This is a genomic window from Janthinobacterium sp. P210006, assembly GCF_036231885.1.
GTDB classification, from domain to species: Bacteria; Pseudomonadota; Gammaproteobacteria; order Burkholderiales; family Burkholderiaceae_D; genus Janthinobacterium; species Janthinobacterium violaceinigrum.
Genome location: NZ_JAZARD010000004.1, coordinates 706,330 through 730,062, shown reverse-complemented (window position 1 = coordinate 730,062; position 23,733 = coordinate 706,330). Strand labels below are relative to the sequence as shown.

Here is a 23,733-nt window from a genome sequence, read left to right as displayed (position 1 = left end):
ATATAAACACAGTATATCGAGGCAAGCCATGGAATTGACGGACAAGCTGGAAATCCTGGCCGACGCGGCCAAGTACGATGCGTCCTGCGCCAGCAGCGGCGCGCCCAAACGCGACTCCATCGGCAAGGAGGGCTTTGGCGCCACCACGGGCATGGGCATCTGCCACAGCTATACGCCGGACGGGCGCTGCGTCTCGCTGCTCAAGATCCTACTGACGAATTACTGCCTGTACGATTGCCAGTACTGCGTCAACCGCCGCACGTCGAACGTGCCGCGCGCGCGGTTTACGGTGGCCGAAGTGGTCAAGCTGACGGCCGATTTTTACCTGCGCAACTACATCGATGGCCTGTTCCTCAGTTCCGGCATCATCCAGTCGGCCGACTACACGATGGAGCAGCTGGTGCAGGTGGCGCGCGAGCTGCGCGAGGCGCACCAGTTCCGCGGCTACATCCACCTGAAAACCATCCCCGACGCCGATCCCGCCCTGGTCGCGCAGGCGGGCCGCTATGCCGACCGCCTCAGCGTCAACATCGAACTGCCGACGCAGGACAGCGTGCAAAAATTGGCGCCGGAAAAGAGCGTGCATACGATCAAACTGGCCATGGGTGCCATCCGCCGCAAGCTCGATGAGAAAGCGGAAGAACCGCGCTCGCCCCGTTTCGCGCCGGCCGGGCAAAGCACGCAGATGATCGTCGGCGCCGATGCCAGCGACGACCAGCAAATCCTCTCCACGGCCGAGACCTTGTACGGCAGCTATAAACTCAAGCGCGTGTACTATTCCGCCTTCAGCCCGATTCCCGACAGCCCGAAAAGCGTGCCGCTGGCGCCGCCGCCCATGCTGCGCGAACACCGGCTGTACCAGGCCGACTTTTTGCTGCGCAGCTACGGTTTCCAGGCCAGCGAACTGCTGCCCGCCACGGGCGGCAACCTGGCGCTCGACATCGATCCCAAGCTGGCCTGGGCGCTGGCGCACCGCGAACATTTTCCGCTGGACTTGAACCGCGCGGCGCAGCACATGATCGCCCGCGTACCTGGCATTGGTTTGCGCAACGCCCAGCGCATCGTCGACCTGCGCCGCGTGCGGCAGGTGCGCTACGCGGACCTGTCGCGCCTGCGCTGCAGCATGAAAAAGATCGCGCCGTTCATCATCACGGCCGACTACTTTCCCGCGCGCGACACCACGGCATCGGAACACCTGCGCCGCGCCATGGCGGAGGCACCGCAGCAAATGCCTCTGTGGCCGGAGCTGCAGGCAGCATGAACGCCGTCGTCCGGCTGGCGCAATCGTTTGACGAGTGGCGCGCGGCGGCGCGCGAATTGATCGCCCGGCAAGTGCCGCCGGCATGCGTGCAATGGCAGTCCCGGCCCGGCGAGGGCGACCTGTTTTCCGCCACGCCGGACGCGGCCGGTACCGATGCCCCCATCCTGCGCCTGCCCCGCCAGCTGGTGGAACTGCTGCAGGCCGCCGCCTGTTTCAATGTGCATGACCGCTGGGCCTTCTTGTATCAGGTGCTCTGGCGCTGGCAGCTGGGCCAGCACGACGTGCTGTCCCCGGCCGATGCGGACGGCGCACGCCTGCATGCCATGGCCAAGGCCGTGCGGCGCGAAGAGCACGACATGCATGCGTATGTGCGCTTCCGCGAACGCGGCGAGGCGCAAGGGGCACCCCGCTTCGTCGCCTGGTTCGAACCCGTGCACGAAGTGTTGCCGCAAGTGGCGCGCCACTTTGCGCGCCGCATGGGAGCCATCAGCTGGATGATCGCCACGCCATCGGCCAGCATGCTGTGGGACGGTCAGACCTTGCACGCGGGACCGGCCCTGCTGCGCGGCGCGGCCGATATCGACGATACGGGCGAAGCCCTGTGGCTGACCTACTACCGCAGCATCTTCAACCCGGCCCGCGTGAATGCGGATTTGCTGCACAGCCATATCCCCTCGCGCTTCTGGAAAAACCTGCCCGAAGGCGCCATCGTGCCCGCCATGCTCAGCGGCGCCGCCAACGGCGAACGCCGCACGGGCCAGACGGCCAGCGTGGGCCAGCGCGGCAGCGCCACGATGATCCCGATCTCGGCCGAGCGCGCCCAGCCCGCGCGCGCGGCATCCACCACGCTGGACCAGTGCCGCCGCTGCGCGCTGTGGGAAAGCGCCACCCAGGCCGTGCCCGGCGCCGGCCCGCAGACCGCCCGCATTATGCTGGTGGGCGAACAGCCGGGCGACCAGGAAGACCTGGCGGGCTTGCCCTTCGTGGGCCCGGCCGGCGCAGTGCTCGACCAGGCCATGCAGGAAGCAGGCATCGCGCGCGACAGCCTCTATCTGACCAACGCCGTCAAGCATTTCAAGTGGGAAGCACGCGGCAAGCGCCGCCTGCACAAGACCCCGGCCCAGCGCGAAATCCTCGCCTGCCATGGCTGGCTGGAAGAAGAAATCCAGCGCGTAAAACCGCAGGTGATCGTGGCGCTGGGCAGCACGGCATTGAAATCGATATTGCAGGATGGCGCGGTGAGCATGGCGCCGCTGATCGGCACGCCGGTGCAGCATGAGGGGCGCTGGGTGGTGGCCGTGTATCACCCGTCGTACGTGCTGCGCGCACCCGATGCGGCGAGCCGGCGGCAGGCGTACACGGTGATTGTCGACGGCTTGAGGCGAGCGCAGGAGTTGCTGAAAGGCTAGCCAGAAGCGACGACATCGCTTGCTGATGGCGCCTGCGTGACAATGTGTGTATATCGAACCCGGACCGCTTGCTATGCTCGCTTCTCACTTCACTTCTCGCAAAGCATATGACCCTGCGCCGGCTGTTGACCTTTCTGCTGTTTGCCTGCACCGTCCACGGCGCCAGCGCCGCCCCCGCATCCGGCGACATGGCACCCGACTACCTGGGCAGGACTCTGGAGGATAAGGAGGTGGCCGTCAGCCACTATCGGGGCAAGGTGCTGGTGGTGTCGTTCTGGGCCACCTGGTGTCCGTATTGCTTGAAAGAGCTTCCCATTCTCGAAGGCATCCAGCAGACGGCAGGCACGGACAAGGTACAAGTCATCGCCATCAACACGGAAAACCGCGATGTCTTCCGCAAGGTCAGCCGCGCACTCAGCAAGCTGACGCTCGGCATGTCCTATGACCCAGGCAAGAAAAGCGCAACCTTGTATGGCGTCCAGGGCATCCCGCATCTGCTCATCATCGGCCGCGACGGCCGCATCCAGAATGTGTACCGCGGCTACGACGAATCATCGCTCGACGGCATCGTGCAGAGTTTGAATGCGGCCATCAGTATGCCGGTGGAGGCCGTCAATAACTAAATTCAATAGCAACATTCATCTAGCAAAAAACTGCTTTCTTTGTCTCTCACAACGAGAGCAGTTTCCACCAGATTACCCCCCATCCTATGCCTGCGATAGCGAAAAAAGCGCCATGCTTACGCAATCCGAGCCATACCAAGGTGCCAAGAAAGGCATAGAAAACCACATTGGCTGCCATCGCAAACAAGAAAATGCCTGTTTCCATCTGAGGGTTGGCCGCCGCCAACATCATGATAGACGTCGGCCATAACAGCAGTTGCAGCTTGAACACCATGAGCTGCATATCGAAACTGTAATCAAGAAAATGCCATACGACCCGAGAAAGCAGTGGAATGCTCAATCCACTCAAGGAAAAAATGGCGATGATTCCTGCAAATGACCTCATGAACGCGTCCCGGATCAGCACTGCAATTTATCAAGCAACTCTTTTCGCACAGCAAACCCGGACTTGGCACCCTCATCGTTCATGCGCATCATCCTGGCGATCTCCAGCCTTGAATATTGCTTGTCAGCCGATACATTACAACACAAAAAATGCCTGAAAAATAACGGCCTTTCGAACTGAATGTCCCGAAGTGTTTCTCCCACGGTCTGGCGTGCCTATCCAAGGCTTTCCGCGCCGCGCAGGCAAAAAAATACCGCGCCAGGCGCGGTATGGAAAGCGGGGCCGTCGCTCAGGATGTCGACACGGGCACTTCCTGCCCCTCATCCCGGCGCGCATAGCGCTGCGCGATCACGGCGCAGATCATCAATTGGATCTGGTGGAACAGCATCAGCGGCAGGATCACCATGCCCAGCGAGCGGGTGGAGAACAGCACCTTGGCCATCGGCACGCCGCTGGCCAGGCTTTTCTTCGAGCCGCAAAAGACGATGGCGATTTCGTCTTCCTTGTTGAAACCCAGGCGGCGACTGACAAAGGTGGAAATGCCCAGCACCAGCGCCAGCAGCAAGAGGCTGATCAAGCCCAGGGCCACCAGGGTTTCCACCGAGATCGTGTGCCACAGGCCTTCGCTGACGGCTTCGCTGAAAGCCGTGTAGACCACCAGCAAGATCGAACCCTGGTCGACGAATTTCAGCGTGGCCTTGTGGCGGTCGACCCAGCGGCCGATCCAGCGGCGCAGGAACTGGCCGGCCAGGAAGGGCAGCAGCAGCTGCATGACGATGGAGAGCACGGCGTCCACCGACGACTTGCTTTCCGCACCCTTGGCCACCAGCAAGCCGACCAGGATGGGGGCGAGGAAAATGCCGATGAAATTCGAGGCCGAGGCGCTGCAGATGGCGGCCGGCACGTTGCCGCGCGCCATGGCCGTCATGGCGATCGACGATTGCACAGTGGACGGCAGCGCGCACAGGAACAAAATGCCCATGTACAGGTCAGGCGTGAGAAACGTCAGCGCCAGCGGACGCAGGGCCAGGCCCAGAAGCGGAAACAGGACAAAGGTGCTGGCCAGCACCAGCAAGTGCAGGCGCCAGTGCATGGCGCCCGCCACCACGGCTTCGCGCGACAGCTTGGCGCCATGCAGGAAGAACAGGGCGCCGATGGCGACCGTGGTGATGTTGCCGAAGACCACGGCCGTCGTGCCCGTGCAGGGCAGGAACGTGGCCAGCGCCACGGTGACGAGCAGGGCGATGGTGAAATTATCGGGTTTCAGATTGCGCAGCAGGGCGGCGGGAGAAAAAGAAGACATGCGGTAGCCTGGTAACGGCGCAGCCTTGCAACAGCATGCTGTGCCGGAGATGACAAACAGCGCCGGGAGCGGCGCCAGTGCTGGCTATTCTACTTGTATTTCCCTCCTCCTTGCCTGGCGGCATCAGCATGGCTGGCCGGGTAAAACCGCGCGGACAAAAAAATGCCCTGTCCGCAGACAGGGCAACCCGGAGTAAAGTACAGCGCGAGGGGGATTAACCGGCGGCTTTGACTTTCAGCTCGTTCTTGATTTCTTTCACGCCGCTCACGGAAGCGACGATCTGCACGACGCGGTCACCCGCTTCGGCGCTCGGCACGTCGCCCGACAGGACGACCACACCTTGCTGGGTTGCTACCTTGACGGGCAGGGCAGCGGCTTGCGCATCGGCGCTCAGGGCGGCCTTGGCCGAGGAAGTGATGGTTTCATCAGGGACGGCTGCGGCAGCGTTGGCGGCCACGACGGTGTCAGCAGGAGCTTGTGCTTTTGGTGCGGAGTCAGCGGCATGCGAAGCGGTGATCGAGGCGCCCGACAGTACGATAGCGGCAACCAGGGTATTGAACAGTTTCGATGTTTGCATGGTAGTTCCTCTCAATGAAGTTAAAAGCTTCTTACTTGGATAAAGCAACACTTTGAAGCGTCACATCTACCCATACAGCAAGCACCGTGCCAGCTTTTAAATTCTCATTGAAATCAACGACTTATATTCAAACCTGATTTTTCCGGCGCGTTTTCCGGCTATCTGCCCCGAAAAACCGCGCTTTTTGTCGCCTGACAGCGACAACTTGTGGAAAGACCATCAATGTTTTACGCTAAGTCGCTGATTTTCCACGCTTTATTTTTGTCGCTATTCAGCGACAGGGTCGCCGTCGGCGCGGAACAGGGCCGGCGTCAGCTCATATTTCTGCAATAAACGGTAGAACTCCGTGCGGTTGCGGTCGGCCAGGCGGGCCGCGTCGGCCACGTTGCCGTCCGTCAGCCGCAGCAGCTGGATCAGGTAGTCGCGCTCGAAGCGCTGCTTCGCTTCGTTATAGCTGAGCGCTTCGAGCGATGGCACGCGCAGCGCGCGCTGCACCAGGCTCAAGGGCACCAGCGGCGCCGTGGCCAGCGCGCATACTTGCTCGACGACATTGACCAGCTGGCGCACATTGCCGGGCCATGGCGCGGCCACCAGGGCCGTCAGGGCGTCGGGCGCGAAGCCGTTCAAGGGTTTTTCGTACTTGGCCGCCAGCTTCTGCAGGAAATGGTTTGCCAGCAAGGCGATGTCTTCGCGACGCTCGGCCAGCGGCGGCAGGGTCAAGGTCACGACATTGAGCCGGTAATACAGGTCTTCGCGGAATTGCCCTTCCGCCATGGCCACGTCCAGGTCGCGGTGCGTGGCGGACAACAGCCGCACGTCGACGGGACGCGTCTGGTCGGCGCCCACGGGGCGCACGGCCCGTTCCTGCAGCACGCGCAGCAGTTTCACCTGCAGCGGCAGCGGCATGTCGCCGATCTCATCCAGGAACAGGGTGCCGCCATCGGCCGCCAGGAACAGGCCTTCGCGGTTGCCCACGGCGCCCGTAAACGAGCCCTTCACGTGGCCGAACAGTTCCGATTCCAGCAACTGCTCGGGTATGGCGCCGCAGTTGACGGCGATGAACGGCGCCTTGGCGCGGCGGCTGGCGTTGTGCAGGGCCCGCGCCAGCAACTCCTTGCCCGTGCCGCTGGGGCCGCGGATCAGGATGCTGGCGTCGGACCCCGCCACCAGCTTGGCCTCAGCCAGCAGCTCGGCCATCTGCGCGCTGCGGCTGATCAACTCGGCGCGCCAGCTCTCGTCGCCGGACGCGGGCGCCGGCATGACGGTGGACAGGTTGATCGCATACGCCACCTTTTCCATCAGCAGCTTGCCGTCGAACGGTTTCGTCAGATAGGCAAACGCGCCGCGCGCCGTCGCCTCGACGGCATCGGGAATGGTGCCGTGGGCTGTCAGCAGGATGACGGGCAGGGCCGCATGCTGACGGCGGATTTCGTCGAACAGGGCCAGGCCGTCGCGGCCCGGCAATTGCACGTCGGTAATGACCAGCGATGGCAATTCCACGGCCAGACGCGCCAGCGCCGCTTCCGCGCTGCCCACGGCCGTCACGCGGTAGTTGCCCGCCTTCAAGCGGATGGTCAGCAGGCGCAGCAGGTCGGGATCGTCGTCGACCAACAGGATGTGGGCGTGCTCGCTCATTTCGGCGCTCCCGCGGCGGGGCGCACGGACAGGCTGCGCTCGATGTTTTTCAGCGCTTCGAGTTTTTCATTGAGCTGGTCGATGCGGCGCTGGGCGTCGCGCAGCTGCGTGTTGAGCTTGTCGATGCTGTCTTCCTGGCGGCGCAGCTCCCCGTACTGGCTGCTGAGCAATTGCACCAGCGGCGCCAGCAGTTGCGCGTCCTTGCCCGTGGCCGTCAGCAACGGCTCGAGCAGCGCCTGCGCGCGGGCCAGGTCGCCCGTGCCGCGCACGGTCACATGCAGCATGGCGCGGCGGATGGTGTTGGGCGGCGCGTGATCGGCCTTCGCCAGGTCCAGCTGCGCTTTGACCAGTTCCGACGGCGTCATCAGGCGCAAGGCGCTTTGATACGCCAGCAGTTCCGTGAGCTGGGGATCGGCCACCACGACCACGCGCGGCGGCGTTTGCACCAGCACGGGCGTCTGGACAGGAGGCTTGGCGGCGCAGGCGCCCAGCAGCAGCGCGCAGGCGGCCATGCCGGCCAGGGGAATTCTCGTCATCATAAGGGCAGTTCTATCCGAAAATGCGCGCCGGCGGAGCGCGGTAAAAGAGTGACGCTGCCATCGTGGGCGGCGATATATTCGCGCACGATGGACAGGCCGATGCCATTGCCGTTGCGCGCGCCAGCCGCCTGGCGCACACCCTGGTAAAACGGCTCGAAGATGCGCGCGGCGTCCTCTGGCGCCACGCCAGCGCCTTCGTCGGTGCAGTCGATGCGCACGCGGCCCCCTTCGCTGGACAGGGCAAAGCGCACGGTGCCGCCTTCCGGGCTGAAGCGCACGGCGTTCGACAGCAGGTTCGCCAGGGCCGTGGCCAGCTTGTCGCGGTCGGCCAGCACGATCAGGGACGCCCCCTGTACCTCGACCGTCAGACGGCGCGCCAGCCATTGCAGGCGCTGCCCGGCCACCACATCTTGCAGCAGGACCAGCAAATCCACCTTGCTGTGCGCCAGATGCTGGGCGTCAAAAGCGGCAGTATTGTAGCGCAGCAAGTCTTCAATCTGGGTTTGCAGGGACGCCGTGTTTTGCTGCAGGATGCCGGCGATTTCGCGCTGGCCATCGCTGAGCTTGCCCGCCACCTCGTCTTCCAGCAAGGCCACGCCTTCGCGCAGGGCCGCCAGCGGGGTTTTCAGCTCATGCGAGATATGGCGCAGGAAACGTTCCTTGTCGGCATCGAGGTCCGCCAGGCGCTGGCGCAGCCAATCGAGCTGCTGGCCCAGGCGGCGCGTGTCGGCCGGGCCGCCGACGACGATGGGCTGATCGTAGCGCTTGTCGCCCAGGCGCTCGATGGCCGTCTCGATGCGGCGCAGCGGGCGCGACAATAGAAAGCCGAAACAGGTGGCCAGCACGGCCGCCAGCAGCACGGCGCCGCCCACCAGCATGCCCAGCACGCGGCGCTGGCGTTCCAGCTCGGCCAGCAGGGCGTCGTTGCGGCTGCCGATTTCCGTCTTGCTTTCGCGCGCCAGGCTGTCGTTGATCTGTGTCATGCGGGCAAACGCGCGGTACACGACGGCATGGCCATCGCGCTTGCGGCGCTTACCTGCTTGCAAGACTTCCCAGGCCGCTTGCGCCTGCACCGTCCATTCGTCGGCCAGCTGGGATGCGAACTCGGGCGTGGCGCGGTTCAGCACCTGCAGCGCCGCCGTGGCTTCGGCGCGGGCCGCCGCGTAGCGCTCGCGGAACACGGGATCATCGAGCACGAGGAACTGGCGCGCGCTGCGCTCCATGGCCAGGGTGCGCTCGGACAGGCGCTGCGACTGTTCCGTCAGGGTAATCGCCTGCGCCGCCGTCTCGCGCCCCAGCCGCGCCAGGTGCTCGAGGGTCAGCAAGGCTTGCACGGAAGTGGCCGTCAAAATGCCCGTCGTCAAGATGAAGGCGGCAAATAACAGTTGGCGAAAGGAAAGTCTGGACAAGGTAAGCGCCTTCGGCTCAGTCAGCATGGAGGAAAGAGCGCATGGTACGCTAAGCTTTCATCCGGGGGCGCCACCTGTAAGTGAGCTATCTGGCAACGTTGTTGCTTTTGCGTCCCGTAAGCAAGCCTCGGCGGCGGCGTGCAGATACTCCTAGTACAATAGGGAAAAGCTTCATACAGGCATCAAGCTGGCACCCGCCCTGGCGGGCCAGCTCTGGCATTGCGCCACTTTGGCCCCATATGCCATGTAGCCCTACCGACCATCCGTATCACCTACCGACGAGATCCCATACCGCATGAGCACATTTGAAAAAGTCAGCAGCAACTTCATTCCAGTCTTGCAGGCAACCATCGAGCAATATGTCGAGCCGGCAACGGGCATGCGTCATATCCATATGCATACCGAGCAGGCTGAGATGGTGTTCCTGGTGGCCTTTCCCACTGTGCCGGAAGTGAGCGACGGACGCGCCCACATCCTCGAACACCTGGCCTTGTGCGGCTCGGCCCGCTATCCGGTGCGCGACCCCTTCTTCTCGATGCTGCGCCGCTCGACGGCCACCTTCATGAATGCGATGACCTATCCGGACCGCACCGTGTACCCGTTCGCCAGCACGGACCGCAAGGATTTCTTCAACCTGCTCGACGTCTACCTCGATGCGGCCTTCTTCCCGAATCTCGATTACCTGAATTTCCGCCAGGAAGGCTGGCGCCATGCGTTCGAAGGCGACAAGCTGGTCTACCAGGGCATCGTCTTCAATGAAATGAAGGGCGCCTTCAACAGCCCCATGCGCGCGCTCGACAGCGGCATCGCCAGCGCCTTGCTCAAGGGCACGACGTACGAAGTGGAATCGGGCGGCGATCCGCTGGTGATCCCCGAACTCACGCATGAAATGCTGAAAGAATTCCACGCCAGCCACTACCATCCTTCGCAAGCCGTCATCATGACGTCCGGCAATATCGAAGCGTCGGCCGTGCAGCAGCAAGTGGCTGAACGCGTGCTGTCCAAGCTCAGCGGCTTTAGCCCGCGCCGCCTGCCGCAGCTGGCGCCCGCATGGACGGCGCCGCAGGAAAACGTGGTGAAAATTCCGTCGCAGGAAGCGCGCGACGATGAATTCGGCCTGCAATTTGCCTGGCTGATGGGCGAGTCCAGCGACCCCATCGCCTACTACCACGCGCATCTGCTGTCGCACGGCTTGTTGGGCGAATCGTCGGCGCCCGTCATGCGCGCCATGGAATCGGCCGGCTATGGCCGCCCATCGGACATGAATGGCCGCGACGCGGGCATCCGTCAGATGGTATTCCACATCGGCATGGAAGGCTTGACGCAGGAACAGATCGCCGATGCGCACCAGCGCATCTGGACGGCGCTGGAAGAAACGGCGCAAGAGGGCATCCCTGCCGCCGTGCTGCACGCGGCCTTGCGCGACATCAAATACAGCCAGCGCGAAATCAGCAGCGGCCGCATGCCTTACGGCCTGGGCCGTTTGCTGCACGCCCTGCCGCTGGCCATGTACGACGGCAACGTGATGGATGCGTTCGACAATGCCGCCATCCTGGAAACCCTGGAACAGCAGATCGAAGATCCGGAATTCTTCAAGCAGCTGGTGCGCGAGCTGATCGCCAACCCGACCCGTTTGACCACCCACGTGGTGCCCGACAGCGCCTACTTCACGGACCGCGCCGCCCTTGAAGACGCCAGGCTGGCGGCCCTGCAGGCGAAGCTGACGGATGCCGAGCGCGAACACATCGTGGCCGAATCGGCCGCGCTGGAAGCGCATCAGCAGCTGCCGTCGAATTCGGAAGTCTTGCCCCGTATCCGCCCCGGCGACGTCAGCGCCTTGCCGCGCCCGGCCTTGCCGATTCCCCCGGCCGTCGACGGCGCCGTGGCGTTTTCCATCGCCTCGAACGGCATCAGCTATGCCAACGTGCTGTATGACGTGTCGGGCTTGCCGGAAGCGTCGTGGCCATGGCTGCGCCTGTACACGGACCTGGCGCCGGAACTGGGCGTGGGCGACATGTCGTTCGACGACGCCAGCGCGTGGCGCCAGAGCATGGTGCCTTCGTTCCACATCGGCCTGGAAGCCATTCCCCGCCCGCAACAGGCAATGCGCGTGGAATTGTCATTCTCGGCCAGCGGCTTGCGCGAAGAACACGCGGCCATTGCCGCCGTGCTGTCGGCCTGGATCGCCAAGCCCCGCTTCGATGAAGAAGAGCGTCTGGCTTTCCTGATCGAAAGCCTGGTGCAGGACAAGCTCTCCAGCCTGGCCGAATCGGGCAACCGCTACGCCATGCTGGCCTCGGCCGCCCCCCTGTCGCCTACGCGCCGCTTCGACGACATCGTGGGCGGCCCGGCCGCGCTGCCGTTCTACCGCCGTTTGCAGCAACTGAGCAAGACGTCCGAAGGCTTGCAGGAAATCGCGCGCGAACTCGACACCTTGCACGCGCACATCATCGCCCAGCCGCCAACCGTGTTGTGCGCGGGCCTGGAACAGGATGGCATCACCCTGGCCCGCCTGCTGGAATTGCCGGCAGCCAACACGGATGCCGCCGCAGCGACTGAAACGCCAGCGCCGGCAGCGTTACCACTGGCCAATACGGCCCTGCATGCGACGAGCCAGATCAACCATTGCTTCGTGTCCTGGGCCGTGCCGGGCGTACACAATCCGGACGCGTCCGCCCTGGCCGTGGCCGCCGAACTGATGACCAACCAGGCGCTGCATACGGCCCTGCGCGAAAAAGGCGGCGCGTATGGCGGCAGCGCCAGCTATGCGGCCGGCGCCGGCACGTTTACCCTCAGTTCCTACCGCGATCCACGCCTGGCCGGCACCTTTGCCGACTTCGGCACGACCCTGGACCAGATCCTCGACGGCGATTTCTCGCAGGAACAAGTGGAAGAAGCCATCATCTGCGTCATCAAGGGTCTGGACAAGCCCCATTCGCCGTACGCGGAAGCGCTGACGGCGTGGAATATGCAGCAGCGTGGCACGACGGAAGCCGTGCGCCAGCAATTCCGCACGGGCGTATTGACTTGCACCCTGAGCCAGATCAAGGACGTCACGCGCACCTGGCTGAAAAACGGCCAGCCTAGCCGCGCCGCGTTCGCGGGCAACACGACGCAAGACCTGGCAGGCCTGGAAGTGGTCGATTTATTGTCGCTGGCCAGCTAAGGCGTGGGCTTAACAAGTGTTTTGACGTGGCTGTTGCAACGCCTGACAAAACCGTAGCGAGCGGCAGTGATTTGTGGCCGAGAAGCGCAACCGTACTTCTAGTACGGTGAGCATCGCCGGCCGCAAAGCGCGACGCGCAGTAGGTTTGGTCAGGCGTTTCCAGGTACCGAATTAGGTTCCATGTACATCAGCTCCCATTGATGGCCATCGGGGTCCTGGAAACTGTGGCCATACATGAAGCCGTAATCGATCGGCTCCTTGTACAGGCTGCCGCCCGCCTGGACGGCCTTCGCCACCAGCGCATCGACTTCGCCCCGGCTCTCGGCCGACAGGCACACGAGTACTTCCGTCGCCACCTTGGTATCGCACAGCTGCTTGGGCGTGAACTGCTTGAATTTATCGTGCGTCAACAGCATCACAAAAATATCATCGGCAACGATCATGCACGTCGCCGTTTCATCCGTGAAATGGGCATTGAAGCTGAAACCCAGCGCCGTGAAAAACGCCACGGAACGTTCGAGCGAATGGACGGGCAGATTGACAAAAATTTTACGGGCCATCATGTCTCCTTGTAGGTCGAATGAGTAGATCCTGCCCGCCGATTCTACACCGCCTGTTCAGCCCTTCGCGCGCGCCACGGTCTTGGGCGCGTAGCCGAAATAGCGGCTGAACGCGGCGCTGAAATTGGCCGGGTGGCGATAGCCCGTTTGCCAGCCCGCCTGCGCCACCTGGCAACCATTTTCCAACAGCAACTTTGCCCGCTGCATGCGCAGCGCCAGCAGGGTGCGCTGGGGGCTGTCGTTGTAGCGGTAGCGCCATCCTTGCTTCAACTTGAACAGGCTCAACCCCACTTGCACGCACAGGTAGTCGAGCGTGAGCTCCTGCGCCATCTGTTCCTGCATCAGCGCGTAGGCGCGCTCCAGTTTGGCGATATCGGTATCGGACCAGCGCGGCACGTGCGGCGATACGGGCCGCAATCCCCGCAACTGCTCCGCCAGCAGGCTGAGCACGCCGATATGCACGGCCAGCGGGTCCGTCGCGCGCAGCAGCGCCCGCGCGTGCAGGGCGCTGGCCGCCGTCGTGGCGGCATGCGCCAGCTGGCGCGCGCCGCCGTTGGGCAGCAGGGACGTCAAGCCCTCGGGCCAGTAGCGCGCCAGCGCCTCTTCATCGACCAGCACGCGCAATTGCGCCGCCCGCTGGCCCGCTTCGAAACGGCGCTCGCCGCTCGTGTGGCGAAACACCGTCATGGTCGTATGGCCGCCCTGGAAACGCAATTGCTCGCCATCGCGCGTGGCGTAATGGGACGCGCCTTCCAGGCCGATGGTGATGACCAGGCCGCCCGCATCGTCATGCTTCGATTGCTCGGCGAGCGCAAGCCGCGGGCGGTAATCGGAATGCACGAGCAGCACGCCCTGGTCGACCTGGCGCTGGTCGGCGCGGCACTCGCCCATCTGCGGGTCCAGCTGGCGCCGCGTCCAGCCTGCCGCTTCCCTGTCCTGTTCCATCCTCGCTCCTCCCAGTCCCTGCGCAACGCTGCGCATACGAAATGCGCCGTGCCGCATACAAATGCAAATGATAATTATTCTCATTGTTGCATAAAATAGCTTCCATGCCCACCTCGCCGAAAGGAAGATCATGCCGTTCACTTCGCAACATGCCTTGCAACCGTATTGGGACCTGGCCGTCGCGCCCGTCCAGGCGGACGGGCTGGCCGCCGCCCTGGAACTGGGCATTCTCGACGTGCTGGTCACGCCGCACACGCCCACGCAACTGGCCGAGACCCTGTCGCTGCACGCGCCGCACACGGCCCTGCTGTTGGAATTGCTGTGGAGCATGCAGGTGCTCGAGCGCGGCGTGGCCCCCAGCGCCGGCGACACGGCGGCCAGCTACCGCTGCACGGCCACCACCTTGCAGTATTTCTGCCGCAACGCTGCGTCCTTTTGTGGCGACGCCTGGCTGTACCGGCTGCATGCGCTGCGCCATTTCGCCACGCAACTGACTACCCTCGTGCGCGACGGCGGCAAGGTCAAGCCCTACAGCACGGCCAATGGCATCAACTGGGCCGCCGCCGCGCAGCAGCAAATCGGCCAGGAACAACGCGCCGTCACCATGCGCGCAGCCCTGTCCGTGATGCAGCGCATCGCCCTGTTTACGGACGGCAGCACGCCGCTGCGCCTGCTCGACGTGGGCGGCGGTCCCGGCTGGGTTGCGATTGCGCTGGCGCAAGCCCATGCAGGCTTGCGCGGCTGCGTCTTCGACTGGCCGGAAACGGTGGCCGTGGCAGCTGCGAACATCGCCCATGCGCAACTATCGGACCGCCTCGATACCTTGGGCGGCGACCTGGACAGCGACGACATCGGCAGCGGCTACGACCTCATCTGGTGCTCGTCCGTGCTGCATTTCGTGCCCGACCTGGCCGGCGCCTTGCGCAAGATACATGCGGCCCTGAAACCCGGCGGCGTGTTCGTCTGCGTGCAGGCTGAAATCCCCCCCGCGCCCGGCGATGCGGCGCGCGTGCTGCCCTATTATTTGCCGATGCGCATGCTGGGCCGCACGGTGACGCGGCAGGGAGAATTGGCGCAGCTGCTGCGCGACACGGGCTGGCGGCAAGTGGAGCAGTACAGCGCCAGCGATTTCCCCATGGCGCCCGTGCAGGTGCTGATTGCACGCTCACAATAATTATCATTTTTATAGCAAGTCAGGGAGCAAATGCGCTAAGCTGTGCCTGCAGCTTGGCCGCTTCCAGGCATGGCGCGCCAGCATTGATCGATGTCAACCGCAGCATTGTGCTGCCCCACAGGGAATCCATCATGAATCAAGCAATTGCAGGGAAAGTCGTCGTCATCACCGGTGCCAGCAGCGGCCTGGGCGAAGCCACGGCGCGCCATCTGGCCGCGCTGGGTGCCAGCGTCGTGCTCGGTGCGCGGCGCATGGATTTGCTCAACACCATCGCCGAGGAAATCACGGCCGCCGGCGGCAAGGCGGCCATTGCCCGTACCGACGTGACCCAGGCGGGCGACCTGACGCGCCTGGTCGAAACGGCGCTGGCCGTGTTCGGCAAGGTCGACGTGCTGATCAACAACGCGGGGCTGATGGCCATCGCCCCCATGGACGCGCTGAAGGTCGAGGAATGGGAGCGCATGATCGATATCAACATCAAGGGCGTGCTGTACGGTATCGCGGCCGCCTTGCCGTATTTCCGCGCGCAAAACAGCGGCCACTTCATCAATATTTCATCGGTGGCGGGCGCGAAGGTGTTCAGCCCCGGTGGCACCGTCTACAGCGGCACCAAGTTTGCCGTGCGCGCCATTTCGGAAGGCTTGCGCCATGAGCTGGCCGCCAGCGGCGGCACCATCCGCACCACCACCATCCTGCCCGGCGCCGTCGATACGGAACTGGCCGGCGGCAGCAGCCACGCGGAAAGCGCAGCCGGACTGAAGGAGTTCTACAAGCAAGCCATTCCCGCCGATGCCGTGGCGCGCGCCGTGGCGTATGCGATCGAGCAGCCGGACGGCGTGGACATCAATGAAATCGTGCTGCGCCCCACGGTGCAGGAGTTTTAGGTAGCCCCTTGCTGCAGCGACTCGATGATCAGGCCGGCCAGCCGCTCGACGGGCGGCCGGGATACGCTGGAGGCGCGCAGCAATTCCAGCGATAGCGGGGGCAGGGCGGGCAAGCCCGCCGCCGCGTGATCGAGCGCGCACACGGACGAAGGCAAGCCCAGGCTGGTGCGCACCGTCACGCCCAGCCCGGCAGCGGCCGCCGCCCACAGGCCGGCCAGGCTGGGACTGGTAAACGCCGTGCGCCAGGCGATGCCGGCCCCGTCCAGCGCCTGCGTGGCGCAGCGCTGGAACAGGCAGTCGCGATCGAACGTGATCAGCGGCAGGGGCTCGCCCGACTCGGGGCGCCAGTCCAGGCTGGACGAAGCGATCCAGCGCATGGCCGGCTCGGCAATATGCTGGCGCTGCTGCAGCGGATACTCGGCCACGTCGGCGATGCAGGCGCCGCCCCACAGCAGGGCCAGGTCCAGCTGGCCCATGGCGAGCCGTTCCATCAATTCCGTGTTGCGCGCCACGTGCGCCTCGATGCGCACTTTCGGGTGCGCGCGGGCAAAGCGCCCCAGCACGTCGGGCAGCAAGGCTTCGCCAAAATCTTCCTGCAAGCCCAGCTTGATCCAGCCTTCCAGTTCCGCGCCGCGCAAGGCGACGGCCACCTCGTCGTTCAATTCCAGCAGGCGGCGCGCATAGCCGAGCAGCACTTCGCCCGCCGGCGTCAGCGCCAAACCCCGCCCATCCTTGCGAAACAGGGGCATGCCCGCCTGCTCCTCGAGTTTTTTCAGCTGCGCGCTGACGGCCGAGGTGGAGCGGCCCACCTTGTCGGCCGCGCGGGCAAAGCTGCCCAGCTCGATGCCAGCCACATAACTGCGCAAAAAGGCGATGTCAAAATTCAGCAGGCTCATGGCGCAAAGGCAATCGTCCGGTTTTATGGGATGGTTAATCGTAAATTATCTGATATTCAGAATGATCGTAGCGCGCAACACTGTCAGGGTCAACCACTTTCCCCTCCCTGCCATGACCACCCGCTGCCCAGCCGTTCCTGTTCTCGTTCCCGTCGCCATCCCCTCGCCCGCGCTGGGCGATGCCCACCGCTGGAAAGTGCTGGCCGTGGGCGTGGCCGCCAATGCCAGCTTTTCCGCCGCCGCCAACGGCATGCCCACGACGGCCATCTGGCTGCGCAGCGGCTATCACCTGAGCAATACAGAATTGGGGGTGGCGCTGGGCGCCATGGGCCTGGGCGTGGCCCTGACCGAATTACCCTGGGGCATGGCCACCGACCGCTGGGGCGACCGCCCCGTGCTGCTGGCGGGCTTGCTGGGCACCATGCTGGCCTTGCTGGCCCTGCTGCTGTGGATCACGCCCGCTGACGGCGCCGTGCCGCCCTTGTGGGCGCTGGCGGCGGGACTGGCGGCAGTCGGCGTGCTGGGCGGCAGCGTGAATGGCGCCAGCGGCCGCGCCGTGATGCGCTGGTTCGGCACGGGCGAACGGGGTTTCGCCATGAGCATCCGCCAGACGGCCGTGCCCCTCGGTGGCGGCCTCGGCGCCCTCGTCCTGCCCAGCCTGGCGTCACATTACGGCTTCGTGCCCGTGTTTGGCGCCCTGGCCTGCGTAAGCGGCCTGTCGGCGTTTTTCACGTGGCGATGGATGCATGAGCCCGATTTCTCTGCCGAGGCCGCCACGGGCCCGCAAAACGCGTCCACGGGCCTGATTGCGGCCACGCCTGCGCCGCCCCTGCCGGGTCCACTCAAAAACCGCAGAGTCTGGCGCATGGTGGCCGCCATCGGCTTGCTGTGCGTACCCCAGTTTGCCGTGCTCAGCTACGCCACCGTCTTCCTGCACGACCATGGCCACCTGGGCCTGGCTGCCATCACGGCCGTGATGGTGGCCCTGCAGGCGGGCGCCATGGTGATGCGCATCTGGAGCGGACGCCATACGGACCGCCACGCGAACCGGCCCGCCTACCTGCGCGGCTCGGCCCTGGTGGCCTTGGCGTCGTTTATTGTGCTGGGATGCATCGCCTGGCTGGCGGCGCCGGGCTGGCTGTTGATGGCCGCCGTGGTGGCCGCCGGCATCGCCGTGTCCGCCTGGCATGGCGTGGCCTACACGGAACTGGCCACGGAAGCGGGCGGCGCCAACGCGGGCACGGCCCTGGGCATGGCGAACACGGCCGTCTATGTGGGCCTGTTCCTCACGCCGATCGCCATCCCGCACCTGCTGGCAGCCAGCAACTGGCCCGTCGTGTGGTGGCTGGCGGGGCTGGTGGCGCTGGCCGCCCGCCCCCTGTTTCCGAAAGCCTAGGGCAAAGGAGAAATGCGGTAGATGCAGCGCATCGCGTTCGTCAGCAAATGCTGCTCGCGCACGATGGTCGCGCCCGGCCCCACCACTTCCTGGAACAGCTGCAGTTCGGAGCGGCAAAAGCCCTGGCAGGTGCGCGCGGCAGCGCAGATGGGGCAATGATCTTCGATCAGCAGCCAGTCCTTGCCATCCGCTTCCACGCGGGCCATATAGCCCTCTTCATCGCGCACGGTGGCCAGTTGCTGCAGCCGCGTGGGCAAGTCCGGCGCCGAGCACGCCAGCGCATACGCGCTGCGGCTTTCCTCTTCGCGCTGCGTGATCAGTTTATCGAGCCCCGCTTCGCCGAACAGCTGGCGCACGGAACCGATCAGCTTGATCGTCAGCTGCGCATGCGTGTCGGGAAAGCGCGCATTGCCTGCTTCCGTCAAGACCCAGTTCTGGCGCGGCCGTCCGGCCCCCGCCTGCGCTTCCTGGCGCCCCTCGATGAGGCCCGCGGCCACCAGCTTTTGCACTTGCTGGCGCGCCGCCTCGCCCGTCATGTCCAGGGTCTTGGCCAGGGTGGCCGTGGAGACGGGTCCCTTGGTCTTGATGAAATACAGGATGCGCTCCGTCGTTTGCGGCGCGTCCTGATTATCCAAACGTTTACTTGTGTAATTCATTTCACTCAACTATCATGAGGCCAGTTAACCAACTAATTGCTTGCATAATAGGCCGGTAGTTCCCCGCTGTCGAGGAGTTTCCACGTCCGTATGCCGGCAAGGTACTCTTTTGACAGGATTTTCCCATGCAACTGTCTGACTCGATCTGGCTGTTTCACGCCATCCTCGCCACCGGCCTGGCCATCTGGCTCAGCCTGGCCACCCTCAACAACCTGCACGCCTTCCACGGCTCCGTCTGGGCCATCGGCAACACCATGCGCATGGACCCGCTGCGCCAGGACCCGACCACCCAGACGCCGCTGCTGCGCCGCGCGCTCACCTCGCTGGCCTTGCACCGCATTGCGCTGGGCGCGGTGCTGGCCTTGCAACTGCTGGCCGCCATCGCCGCCTGGACGGGCGTGGCCCTGTTCCTAGGCGCATCGCTGATGGCTGCGCTGCCCTGGCTGAACCTGGCCTTGTGCGCGATGGCCGCCTTCCTGCTGCTGATGCACCTGGGCGGCCTGTGGTTCGGCTACTGGATCGCCCAGGAAGGCTTGCAGACGACGCACCTGGTGCTGCTGCTGTGGACCATCGGCCTGTTTTTCCTCTTTAACGTTCGCTTCTGACGCGCAGCGGACCTGACCAGCCTCCGCTGCGCCCCTTCTTCCCTTTGTCGTTATCCCTTTCTTGCAGTAAAGGACTTCATCATGAATACGAAAATTGTTGGCGCCTCCGCGCTGGCCATCGTCCTGGCCGTCGCGGGCGCCGCGCTCTACCCGCGCGCCGACTCCCATGCGGCCGGTGCCGCCGCCTACCCCGCCACCAAGGTGGCGCTGGTGCCCGTCGTGCTGGGCACGCAGGAGCGTTTCTTTGCCGGCGTGGGCGAACTGGAAGCGGCGCGCCAGGTGCAGGTGGCGGCCGAAACGGGCGGGCGCGTCACGCAGATCCGCTTTGAATCGGGGCAGAGCGTGGCGGCCGGCGCCATCCTCGTGCAGCTCAATGACGCTCAGGAACAGGCGGCCCTGCTGCGCCAGCGCGCACAGCTGAAAAACGCGGAAAGCAGCCATGCCCGCGCGATGCAGATGGTCAGGGAAAAAGCAGCCACGCAGGAGCAGCTCGATGCGGCGCTGGCCGCGCGCGATGCGGCCCTGGGCGACGTGCGCCAGACGGAAGCGCTGATCGCGCAAAAGACCATCCGCGCGCCGTTCGCGGGGCAACTAGGCATCCGCAAGGTGCACGCGGGCCAGTACCTGAACGCGGCCGACACGGTGGCCAGCCTGATCGACACAAGGTCGCTGCTGGTGAACTTCGCCCTCGATGAACAGAGCAGCGCGGCACTGGCGCCGGGCCAGGCCGTGCAAGTGCTGGTGGACGCCTATCCGAATCAGGTCTTCACGGCGAAGATCAACGCCATCGACCCACTGATCGCCCGCTCGCGCATGGTGCAGGTGCAGGCGGCGCTGACCGATCCCCGTGGCGCACTCAAGGCGGGCATGTACGCGAATGTGCGCGTGGCCCGCGAGGCTGGCCGGCAGCTGACGGTACCGGAAACGGCGGTGACCTACAGCGCGTATGGCGACACGGTGTTTGTGGCGCAGCAGGAAGGCAGGCAGCCGCTCACCGTCAAGCGCGTGGGCGTAAAACTGGGCGAGCGGGCAGGGGGCCGCGTGGCCATCCTCGACGGCTTGCGCGAGGGCCAGCGCGTGGTCGCCTCGGGCCAGCTGAAACTGGCCGACGGCATGGCCGTGCAGGCCGTGGCCAATACCCTCGATGAAGTCAAACGCGCCGCGCCCAAAGCCGGTTCTTAAGGGAAGGCCACTACCATGAAATTGACCGATCTATTCGTGCGCCGCCCCGTGCTGGCGCTGGTGATCAGCACCTTGATCCTGATGCTGGGCGTGATCGCCATCAAGCAGCTGCCGATCCGCCAATACCCGATGCTCGAATCGTCCACCATCACGGTGAAGACCACGTATCCGGGCGCCTCGGCGGAACTGATGCAGGGTTTTGTCACGCAGCCGATCGCGCAAGCCGTGTCGTCCGTGGAAGGCATCGATTACCTGACGTCGTCGTCCGTGCAGGGCAGCAGCACGGTCACCGTGCGCATGGAACTGAACCGCGATTCCACGCAGGCGCTGACGGAAGTCATGGCCAAGGTCAACCAGGTGCGCTACAAGCTGCCCGAAGGCGCTTTCGATCCCGTGATCGAGCGCGCGGCCGGCGACTCCTCGGCCGTCGCCTACGTGGGCTTTGCCAGCGAGAGCGTGTCCGCGCCCGCGCTGACGGATTATCTGGCGCGCGTGGTGCAGCCGATGTTCGCCACCATCGACGGCGTGGCCAAGGTCGACGTGTATGGCGGCCAGCAGCTGGCCATGCGTTTGTGGATCGACCCGGCAAAACTGGCCGCGCGGGGCTTGACGGCGGCCGACGTGGCCGATGCCGTGCGGCGCAATAACTACCAGGCGGCGCCCGGCAAGGTGAAGGGACAGTTCGTCGTCGCTAACATCAGCGTCAACACGGACCTGACCAGCGTGGCGGAGTTCCGCGACATGGTCATCCGCAAGGGCGGCGATGAAAAGGATAGCGCCGCCCTCGTGCGTTTGAAGGACGTGGGCACGGTGGAACTGGGCGCTGCGGCGACGGAAACAAGCGGCATCATGGACGGCGTGCCGGCCGTGTATCTGGGCCTGTCGCCCACGCCCGGCGGCAACCCGCTGGTGATCGTCGACGGCATCAAGAAGCTGCTGCCCGAGATCCAGAAAACCCTGCCGCCAGGCGTGAAGGTCGAGCTGGCGTTCGAGACGGCGCGCTTCATCCAGTCCTCCATCGACGAAGTGGCGCACACCCTGCTCGAAGCGCTGCTCATCGTCGTCATCGTCATCTACCTGTGCATGGGTTCCCTGCGCTCCGTGCTCATTCCCGTCGTGACGATCCCCCTGTCGATGCTGGGCGCGGCCGCGCTGATGCTGGCCTTCGGCTTCAGCATCAATTTGCTGACCCTGCTGGCGATGGTGCTGGCCGTGGGCCTGGTGGTCGATGACGCCATCGTCGTGGTGGAAAACGTGCACCGGCATATCGAGGAAGGCAAGACGCCCGTGGCGGCCGCCCTGGTGGGTGCGCGCGAAGTGGCCGGCCCCGTCGTCGCCATGACCATTACGCTGGCGGCCGTGTATGCGCCCATCGGCATGATGGGGGGGCTCACGGGCGCGCTGTTCAAGGAATTCGCGCTGACCCTGGCCGGCGCCGTGGTGGTGTCGGGCGTGGTGGCGCTGACCTTGTCTCCCGTGATGAGCTCCTTGCTGCTGCAGCCGAAACAATCGGAAGGGCGCATGGCGCGCGCCGCCGAGCATTTCTTCGACGGCTTGACCACGCGCTACGCGCGCCTGCTGGACCGCTCGCTGCACCACCGCTGGCTCAGTGCCGGTTTCGCCGCGCTGGTGATGGTCAGCTTGCCGTTTCTGTACCTGCTGCCGCAGCGCGAACTGGCGCCCGCGGAAGACCAGGCCAGCGTGCTGACGGCGATCAAGGCGCCGCAGCATGCCAACCTCGATTACGTGGAACGCTTCTCGTACAAGCTCGATGAGATCTACAAAAATATCCCCGAAACGGACTCGCGCTGGATCATCAATGGCGGCGAAGGGCCGGCGTCGAGCATCGGCGGCATCAACCTGACGCCGTGGGCCGAACGTTCGCGCAATGCGGCCGTCATCCAGGCCGAATTGCAGCACGCCGTGGGCGACGTGGAAGGCACCAGCATCTTCGCTTTCCAGCTGGCGCCCTTGCCGGGATCGAGCGGCGGCTTGCCCGTGCAGATGGTGCTGCGCAGCGCGCAGGATTACGCCACCCTGTTCCGCACCATGGAAGACGTCAAGCAGCGCGCGCGCGACAGCGGCCTGTTTGCCGTCGTCGACAGCGACCTCGATTACAACAACCCCGTCGTCAAGGTGCGCGTGGACCGCTCGAAGGCGAACAGCCTGGGCATCCGCATGCAGGACATCGGTGTATCGCTGGCCGTGCTGGTGGGTGAGAATTATCTGAACCGCTTCGGCATGGATGGCCGCGCATACGACGTCATCGCGCAAAGCCCGCGCGAGCAGCGGCTCACGGCGCAAGCCCTGACGCAGCAGTACGTGCGCGCCGACGACGGCAGCCTGCTGCCCCTGTCCGCCGTCGTGTCGGTGACGGAACAGATCGAGCCGAACATGCTGACCCAGTTCAACCAGCAAAATGCGGCCACCTTCCAGGGCGTGCCGGCGCCGGGCGTGACCCTGGGCGACGCCGTCGCCTTCCTCGATGGCGTGGCGAAAACCCTGCCGCCCGGCTTCAGCTACGACTGGCAATCGGATGCGCGCCAGTTCGCCACGGAAGGCAATGCCCTGCTGCTGGCCTTCCTCGCGGCCGTCGTCGTGATTTACCTGGTGCTGGCGGCGCAGTATGAAAGCCTGACGGACCCGCTGATCATCCTGATCACGGTACCGCTGTCGATCTGCGGCGCCCTGATCCCGCTGGCCCTCGGCTACGCCACCGTCAACATCTACACGCAGATCGGCCTCGTGACCCTGATCGGCTTGATCAGCAAGCACGGGATCCTGATGGTGGAATTTGCCAACGAATTGCAGGTGCATGAACGGCTGGACCGCCTCAGCGCCATCCGCAAGGCGGCGCAGATCCGCCTGCGCCCGATCCTGATGACGACGGCCGCCATGGTGGTGGGCCTGGTGCCGCTGCTGTTCGCGTCCGGCGCGGGCGCCAACAGCCGCTTCGGCCTGGGCGTGGTGATCGTGTCGGGCATGTTGATCGGCACCTTTTTTACCCTGTTCGTGCTGCCCACCGTGTACACCTTCCTGGCCCGCCGTCACGCGGCCGACGATGCCACGCCGCGCGCACGCGATCTGTCGCAGGCACTGGCGCACGACGCCGCGCCGCACTAAGGAAT

20 protein-coding genes are annotated in these 23,733 nt (G+C 64.8%); 10 read left to right on the top strand and 10 right to left on the bottom strand.

The annotated features are described in order from the left end of the window. Window positions 1-28: 28 nt before the first annotated feature. From VPH41_RS23040 to VPH41_RS23030, 3 genes are all read left to right on the top strand, one after another. The gene (locus VPH41_RS23040) at window positions 29-1,261 is read left to right on the top strand and encodes a putative DNA modification/repair radical SAM protein (RefSeq protein WP_328571620.1); all 1,233 of its coding nucleotides are present in this window, start codon (window positions 29-31) and stop codon (window positions 1,259-1,261) included. Next, window positions 1,258-2,670, top strand: a complete 1,413-nt coding sequence (locus VPH41_RS23035; protein ID WP_328571619.1) for a UdgX family uracil-DNA binding protein — start codon at window positions 1,258-1,260, stop codon at window positions 2,668-2,670. The genes VPH41_RS23040 and VPH41_RS23035 overlap by 4 nt, the downstream gene beginning before the upstream one ends. Before the next feature lie 107 nt (window positions 2,671-2,777). After that, window positions 2,778-3,293, top strand: a complete 516-nt coding sequence (locus VPH41_RS23030) for a TlpA family protein disulfide reductase (RefSeq protein ID WP_328571618.1) — start codon at window positions 2,778-2,780, stop codon at window positions 3,291-3,293. 46 nt (window positions 3,294-3,339) lie between these two features. On the opposite strand, the gene VPH41_RS23025 is transcribed toward VPH41_RS23030, so the two are convergent. The 6 genes from VPH41_RS23025 to VPH41_RS23000 form a co-directional block, all read right to left on the bottom strand. Further along, complete coding sequence (locus VPH41_RS23025) at window positions 3,340-3,678, bottom strand: hypothetical protein (protein ID WP_328571617.1); 339 nt, start codon at window positions 3,676-3,678, stop codon at window positions 3,340-3,342. 289 nt (window positions 3,679-3,967) lie between these two features. Continuing rightward, a complete protein-coding gene (locus tag VPH41_RS23020) occupies window positions 3,968-4,981 on the bottom strand; it encodes a bile acid:sodium symporter family protein (protein ID WP_328571616.1) in 1,014 nt (337 codons plus the stop codon). Window positions 4,982-5,195: 214 nt separating this feature from the next. Beyond that, window positions 5,196-5,558 carry a BON domain-containing protein gene (locus VPH41_RS23015; protein WP_034752546.1) on the bottom strand — a complete coding sequence of 121 codons (363 nt, stop codon included), beginning with the start codon at window positions 5,556-5,558 and terminating at the stop codon, window positions 5,196-5,198. Window positions 5,559-5,825: 267 nt separating this feature from the next. Beyond that, window positions 5,826-7,193: a sigma 54-interacting transcriptional regulator gene (locus VPH41_RS23010; RefSeq protein ID WP_152284381.1), complete on the bottom strand. Its 1,368-nt coding sequence runs from the start codon at window positions 7,191-7,193 to the stop codon at window positions 5,826-5,828. After that, window positions 7,190-7,732 carry a hypothetical protein gene (locus VPH41_RS23005; RefSeq protein WP_328571615.1) on the bottom strand — a complete coding sequence of 181 codons (543 nt, stop codon included), beginning with the start codon at window positions 7,730-7,732 and terminating at the stop codon, window positions 7,190-7,192. The genes VPH41_RS23010 and VPH41_RS23005 overlap by 4 nt, the downstream gene beginning before the upstream one ends. Then, window positions 7,729-9,141 (bottom strand): HAMP domain-containing sensor histidine kinase, encoded by a 1,413-nt coding sequence (locus VPH41_RS23000; protein WP_328571614.1) that lies wholly within the window; start codon window positions 9,139-9,141, stop codon window positions 7,729-7,731. Before VPH41_RS23000 ends, VPH41_RS23005 begins: the two co-directional genes overlap by 4 nt. 295 nt (window positions 9,142-9,436) lie before the next feature. On the opposite strand from VPH41_RS23000, the gene VPH41_RS22995 reads away from it, so the two are divergent. Then, complete coding sequence (locus tag VPH41_RS22995) at window positions 9,437-12,307, top strand: insulinase family protein (protein ID WP_328571613.1); 2,871 nt, start codon at window positions 9,437-9,439, stop codon at window positions 12,305-12,307. A gap of 149 nt (window positions 12,308-12,456) precedes the next feature. On the opposite strand, the gene VPH41_RS22990 is transcribed toward VPH41_RS22995, so the two are convergent. After that, window positions 12,457-12,867 carry a VOC family protein gene (locus VPH41_RS22990; RefSeq protein ID WP_287776621.1) on the bottom strand — a complete coding sequence of 137 codons (411 nt, stop codon included), beginning with the start codon at window positions 12,865-12,867 and terminating at the stop codon, window positions 12,457-12,459. Window positions 12,868-12,924: 57 nt separating this feature from the next. Continuing rightward, window positions 12,925-13,812, bottom strand: coding sequence for a helix-turn-helix transcriptional regulator (locus VPH41_RS22985; RefSeq protein WP_328571612.1), 888 nt, complete (start codon window positions 13,810-13,812; stop codon window positions 12,925-12,927). A 130-nt stretch (window positions 13,813-13,942) separates the two neighbouring features. Between VPH41_RS22985 and VPH41_RS22980 the strand changes: the two genes are divergently transcribed. Then, on the top strand, window positions 13,943-14,986 hold the full coding sequence (locus VPH41_RS22980; protein ID WP_328571611.1) for a class I SAM-dependent methyltransferase: 1,044 nt from the start codon (window positions 13,943-13,945) through the stop codon (window positions 14,984-14,986). 131 nt (window positions 14,987-15,117) lie between these two features. Further along, a complete protein-coding gene (locus VPH41_RS22975; RefSeq protein ID WP_328571610.1) occupies window positions 15,118-15,870 on the top strand; it encodes an SDR family oxidoreductase in 753 nt (250 codons plus the stop codon). Here the strand turns inward: VPH41_RS22975 and VPH41_RS22970 are convergent. After that, complete coding sequence (locus VPH41_RS22970; protein ID WP_328571609.1) at window positions 15,867-16,766, bottom strand: LysR substrate-binding domain-containing protein; 900 nt, start codon at window positions 16,764-16,766, stop codon at window positions 15,867-15,869. The two genes, VPH41_RS22975 and VPH41_RS22970, sit on opposite strands and share 4 nt — an antisense overlap. Window positions 16,767-16,878: 112 nt before the next feature. Here VPH41_RS22970 and VPH41_RS22965 point away from each other — a divergent pair, with 112 nt between their 5' ends. Then, window positions 16,879-18,162 (top strand): MFS transporter, encoded by a 1,284-nt coding sequence (locus tag VPH41_RS22965; RefSeq protein WP_328571608.1) that lies wholly within the window; start codon window positions 16,879-16,881, stop codon window positions 18,160-18,162. Here VPH41_RS22965 and VPH41_RS22960 read toward each other — a convergent pair. Beyond that, window positions 18,159-18,818, bottom strand: coding sequence for a helix-turn-helix transcriptional regulator (locus VPH41_RS22960; RefSeq protein WP_152284372.1), 660 nt, complete (start codon window positions 18,816-18,818; stop codon window positions 18,159-18,161). The genes VPH41_RS22965 and VPH41_RS22960 overlap by 4 nt on opposite strands. A gap of 125 nt (window positions 18,819-18,943) precedes the next feature. Between VPH41_RS22960 and VPH41_RS22955 the strand changes: the two genes are divergently transcribed. From VPH41_RS22955 to VPH41_RS22945, 3 genes are all read left to right on the top strand, one after another. Then, entirely contained in the window at window positions 18,944-19,423 is a 480-nt protein-coding gene (locus VPH41_RS22955; RefSeq protein WP_328571607.1) for a DUF2165 family protein, read from the top strand. 81 nt (window positions 19,424-19,504) lie between these two features. Continuing rightward, on the top strand, window positions 19,505-20,605 hold the full coding sequence (locus VPH41_RS22950; RefSeq protein ID WP_328571606.1) for an efflux RND transporter periplasmic adaptor subunit: 1,101 nt from the start codon (window positions 19,505-19,507) through the stop codon (window positions 20,603-20,605). 15 nt (window positions 20,606-20,620) lie between these two features. Further along, the gene (locus VPH41_RS22945) at window positions 20,621-23,728 is read left to right on the top strand and encodes a MexW/MexI family multidrug efflux RND transporter permease subunit (RefSeq protein ID WP_328571605.1); all 3,108 of its coding nucleotides are present in this window, start codon (window positions 20,621-20,623) and stop codon (window positions 23,726-23,728) included. Window positions 23,729-23,733: the final 5 nt, after the last annotated feature.

Coding starts and splice junctions, on each gene's coding strand:
- VPH41_RS23040 (WP_328571620.1), top strand. CDS start 29: ATGGAATTGACGGACAAGCTGGAAATCCTGGCCGACGCGGCCAAGTAC.
- VPH41_RS23035 (WP_328571619.1), top strand. CDS start 1,258: ATGAACGCCGTCGTCCGGCTGGCGCAATCGTTTGACGAGTGGCGCGCG.
- VPH41_RS23030 (WP_328571618.1), top strand. CDS start 2,778: ATGACCCTGCGCCGGCTGTTGACCTTTCTGCTGTTTGCCTGCACCGTC.
- VPH41_RS23025 (WP_328571617.1), bottom strand. CDS start 3,678: ATGAGGTCATTTGCAGGAATCATCGCCATTTTTTCCTTGAGTGGATTG.
- VPH41_RS23020 (WP_328571616.1), bottom strand. CDS start 4,981: ATGTCTTCTTTTTCTCCCGCCGCCCTGCTGCGCAATCTGAAACCCGAT.
- VPH41_RS23015 (WP_034752546.1), bottom strand. CDS start 5,558: ATGCAAACATCGAAACTGTTCAATACCCTGGTTGCCGCTATCGTACTG.
- VPH41_RS23010 (WP_152284381.1), bottom strand. CDS start 7,193: ATGAGCGAGCACGCCCACATCCTGTTGGTCGACGACGATCCCGACCTG.
- VPH41_RS23005 (WP_328571615.1), bottom strand. CDS start 7,732: ATGATGACGAGAATTCCCCTGGCCGGCATGGCCGCCTGCGCGCTGCTG.
- VPH41_RS22995 (WP_328571613.1), top strand. CDS start 9,437: ATGAGCACATTTGAAAAAGTCAGCAGCAACTTCATTCCAGTCTTGCAG.
- VPH41_RS22990 (WP_287776621.1), bottom strand. CDS start 12,867: ATGGCCCGTAAAATTTTTGTCAATCTGCCCGTCCATTCGCTCGAACGT.
- VPH41_RS22985 (WP_328571612.1), bottom strand. CDS start 13,812: ATGGAACAGGACAGGGAAGCGGCAGGCTGGACGCGGCGCCAGCTGGAC.
- VPH41_RS22980 (WP_328571611.1), top strand. CDS start 13,943: ATGCCGTTCACTTCGCAACATGCCTTGCAACCGTATTGGGACCTGGCC.
- VPH41_RS22975 (WP_328571610.1), top strand. CDS start 15,118: ATGAATCAAGCAATTGCAGGGAAAGTCGTCGTCATCACCGGTGCCAGC.
- VPH41_RS22970 (WP_328571609.1), bottom strand. CDS start 16,766: ATGAGCCTGCTGAATTTTGACATCGCCTTTTTGCGCAGTTATGTGGCT.
- VPH41_RS22965 (WP_328571608.1), top strand. CDS start 16,879: ATGACCACCCGCTGCCCAGCCGTTCCTGTTCTCGTTCCCGTCGCCATC.
- VPH41_RS22960 (WP_152284372.1), bottom strand. CDS start 18,818: ATGAATTACACAAGTAAACGTTTGGATAATCAGGACGCGCCGCAAACG.
- VPH41_RS22955 (WP_328571607.1), top strand. CDS start 18,944: ATGCAACTGTCTGACTCGATCTGGCTGTTTCACGCCATCCTCGCCACC.
- VPH41_RS22950 (WP_328571606.1), top strand. CDS start 19,505: ATGAATACGAAAATTGTTGGCGCCTCCGCGCTGGCCATCGTCCTGGCC.
- VPH41_RS22945 (WP_328571605.1), top strand. CDS start 20,621: ATGAAATTGACCGATCTATTCGTGCGCCGCCCCGTGCTGGCGCTGGTG.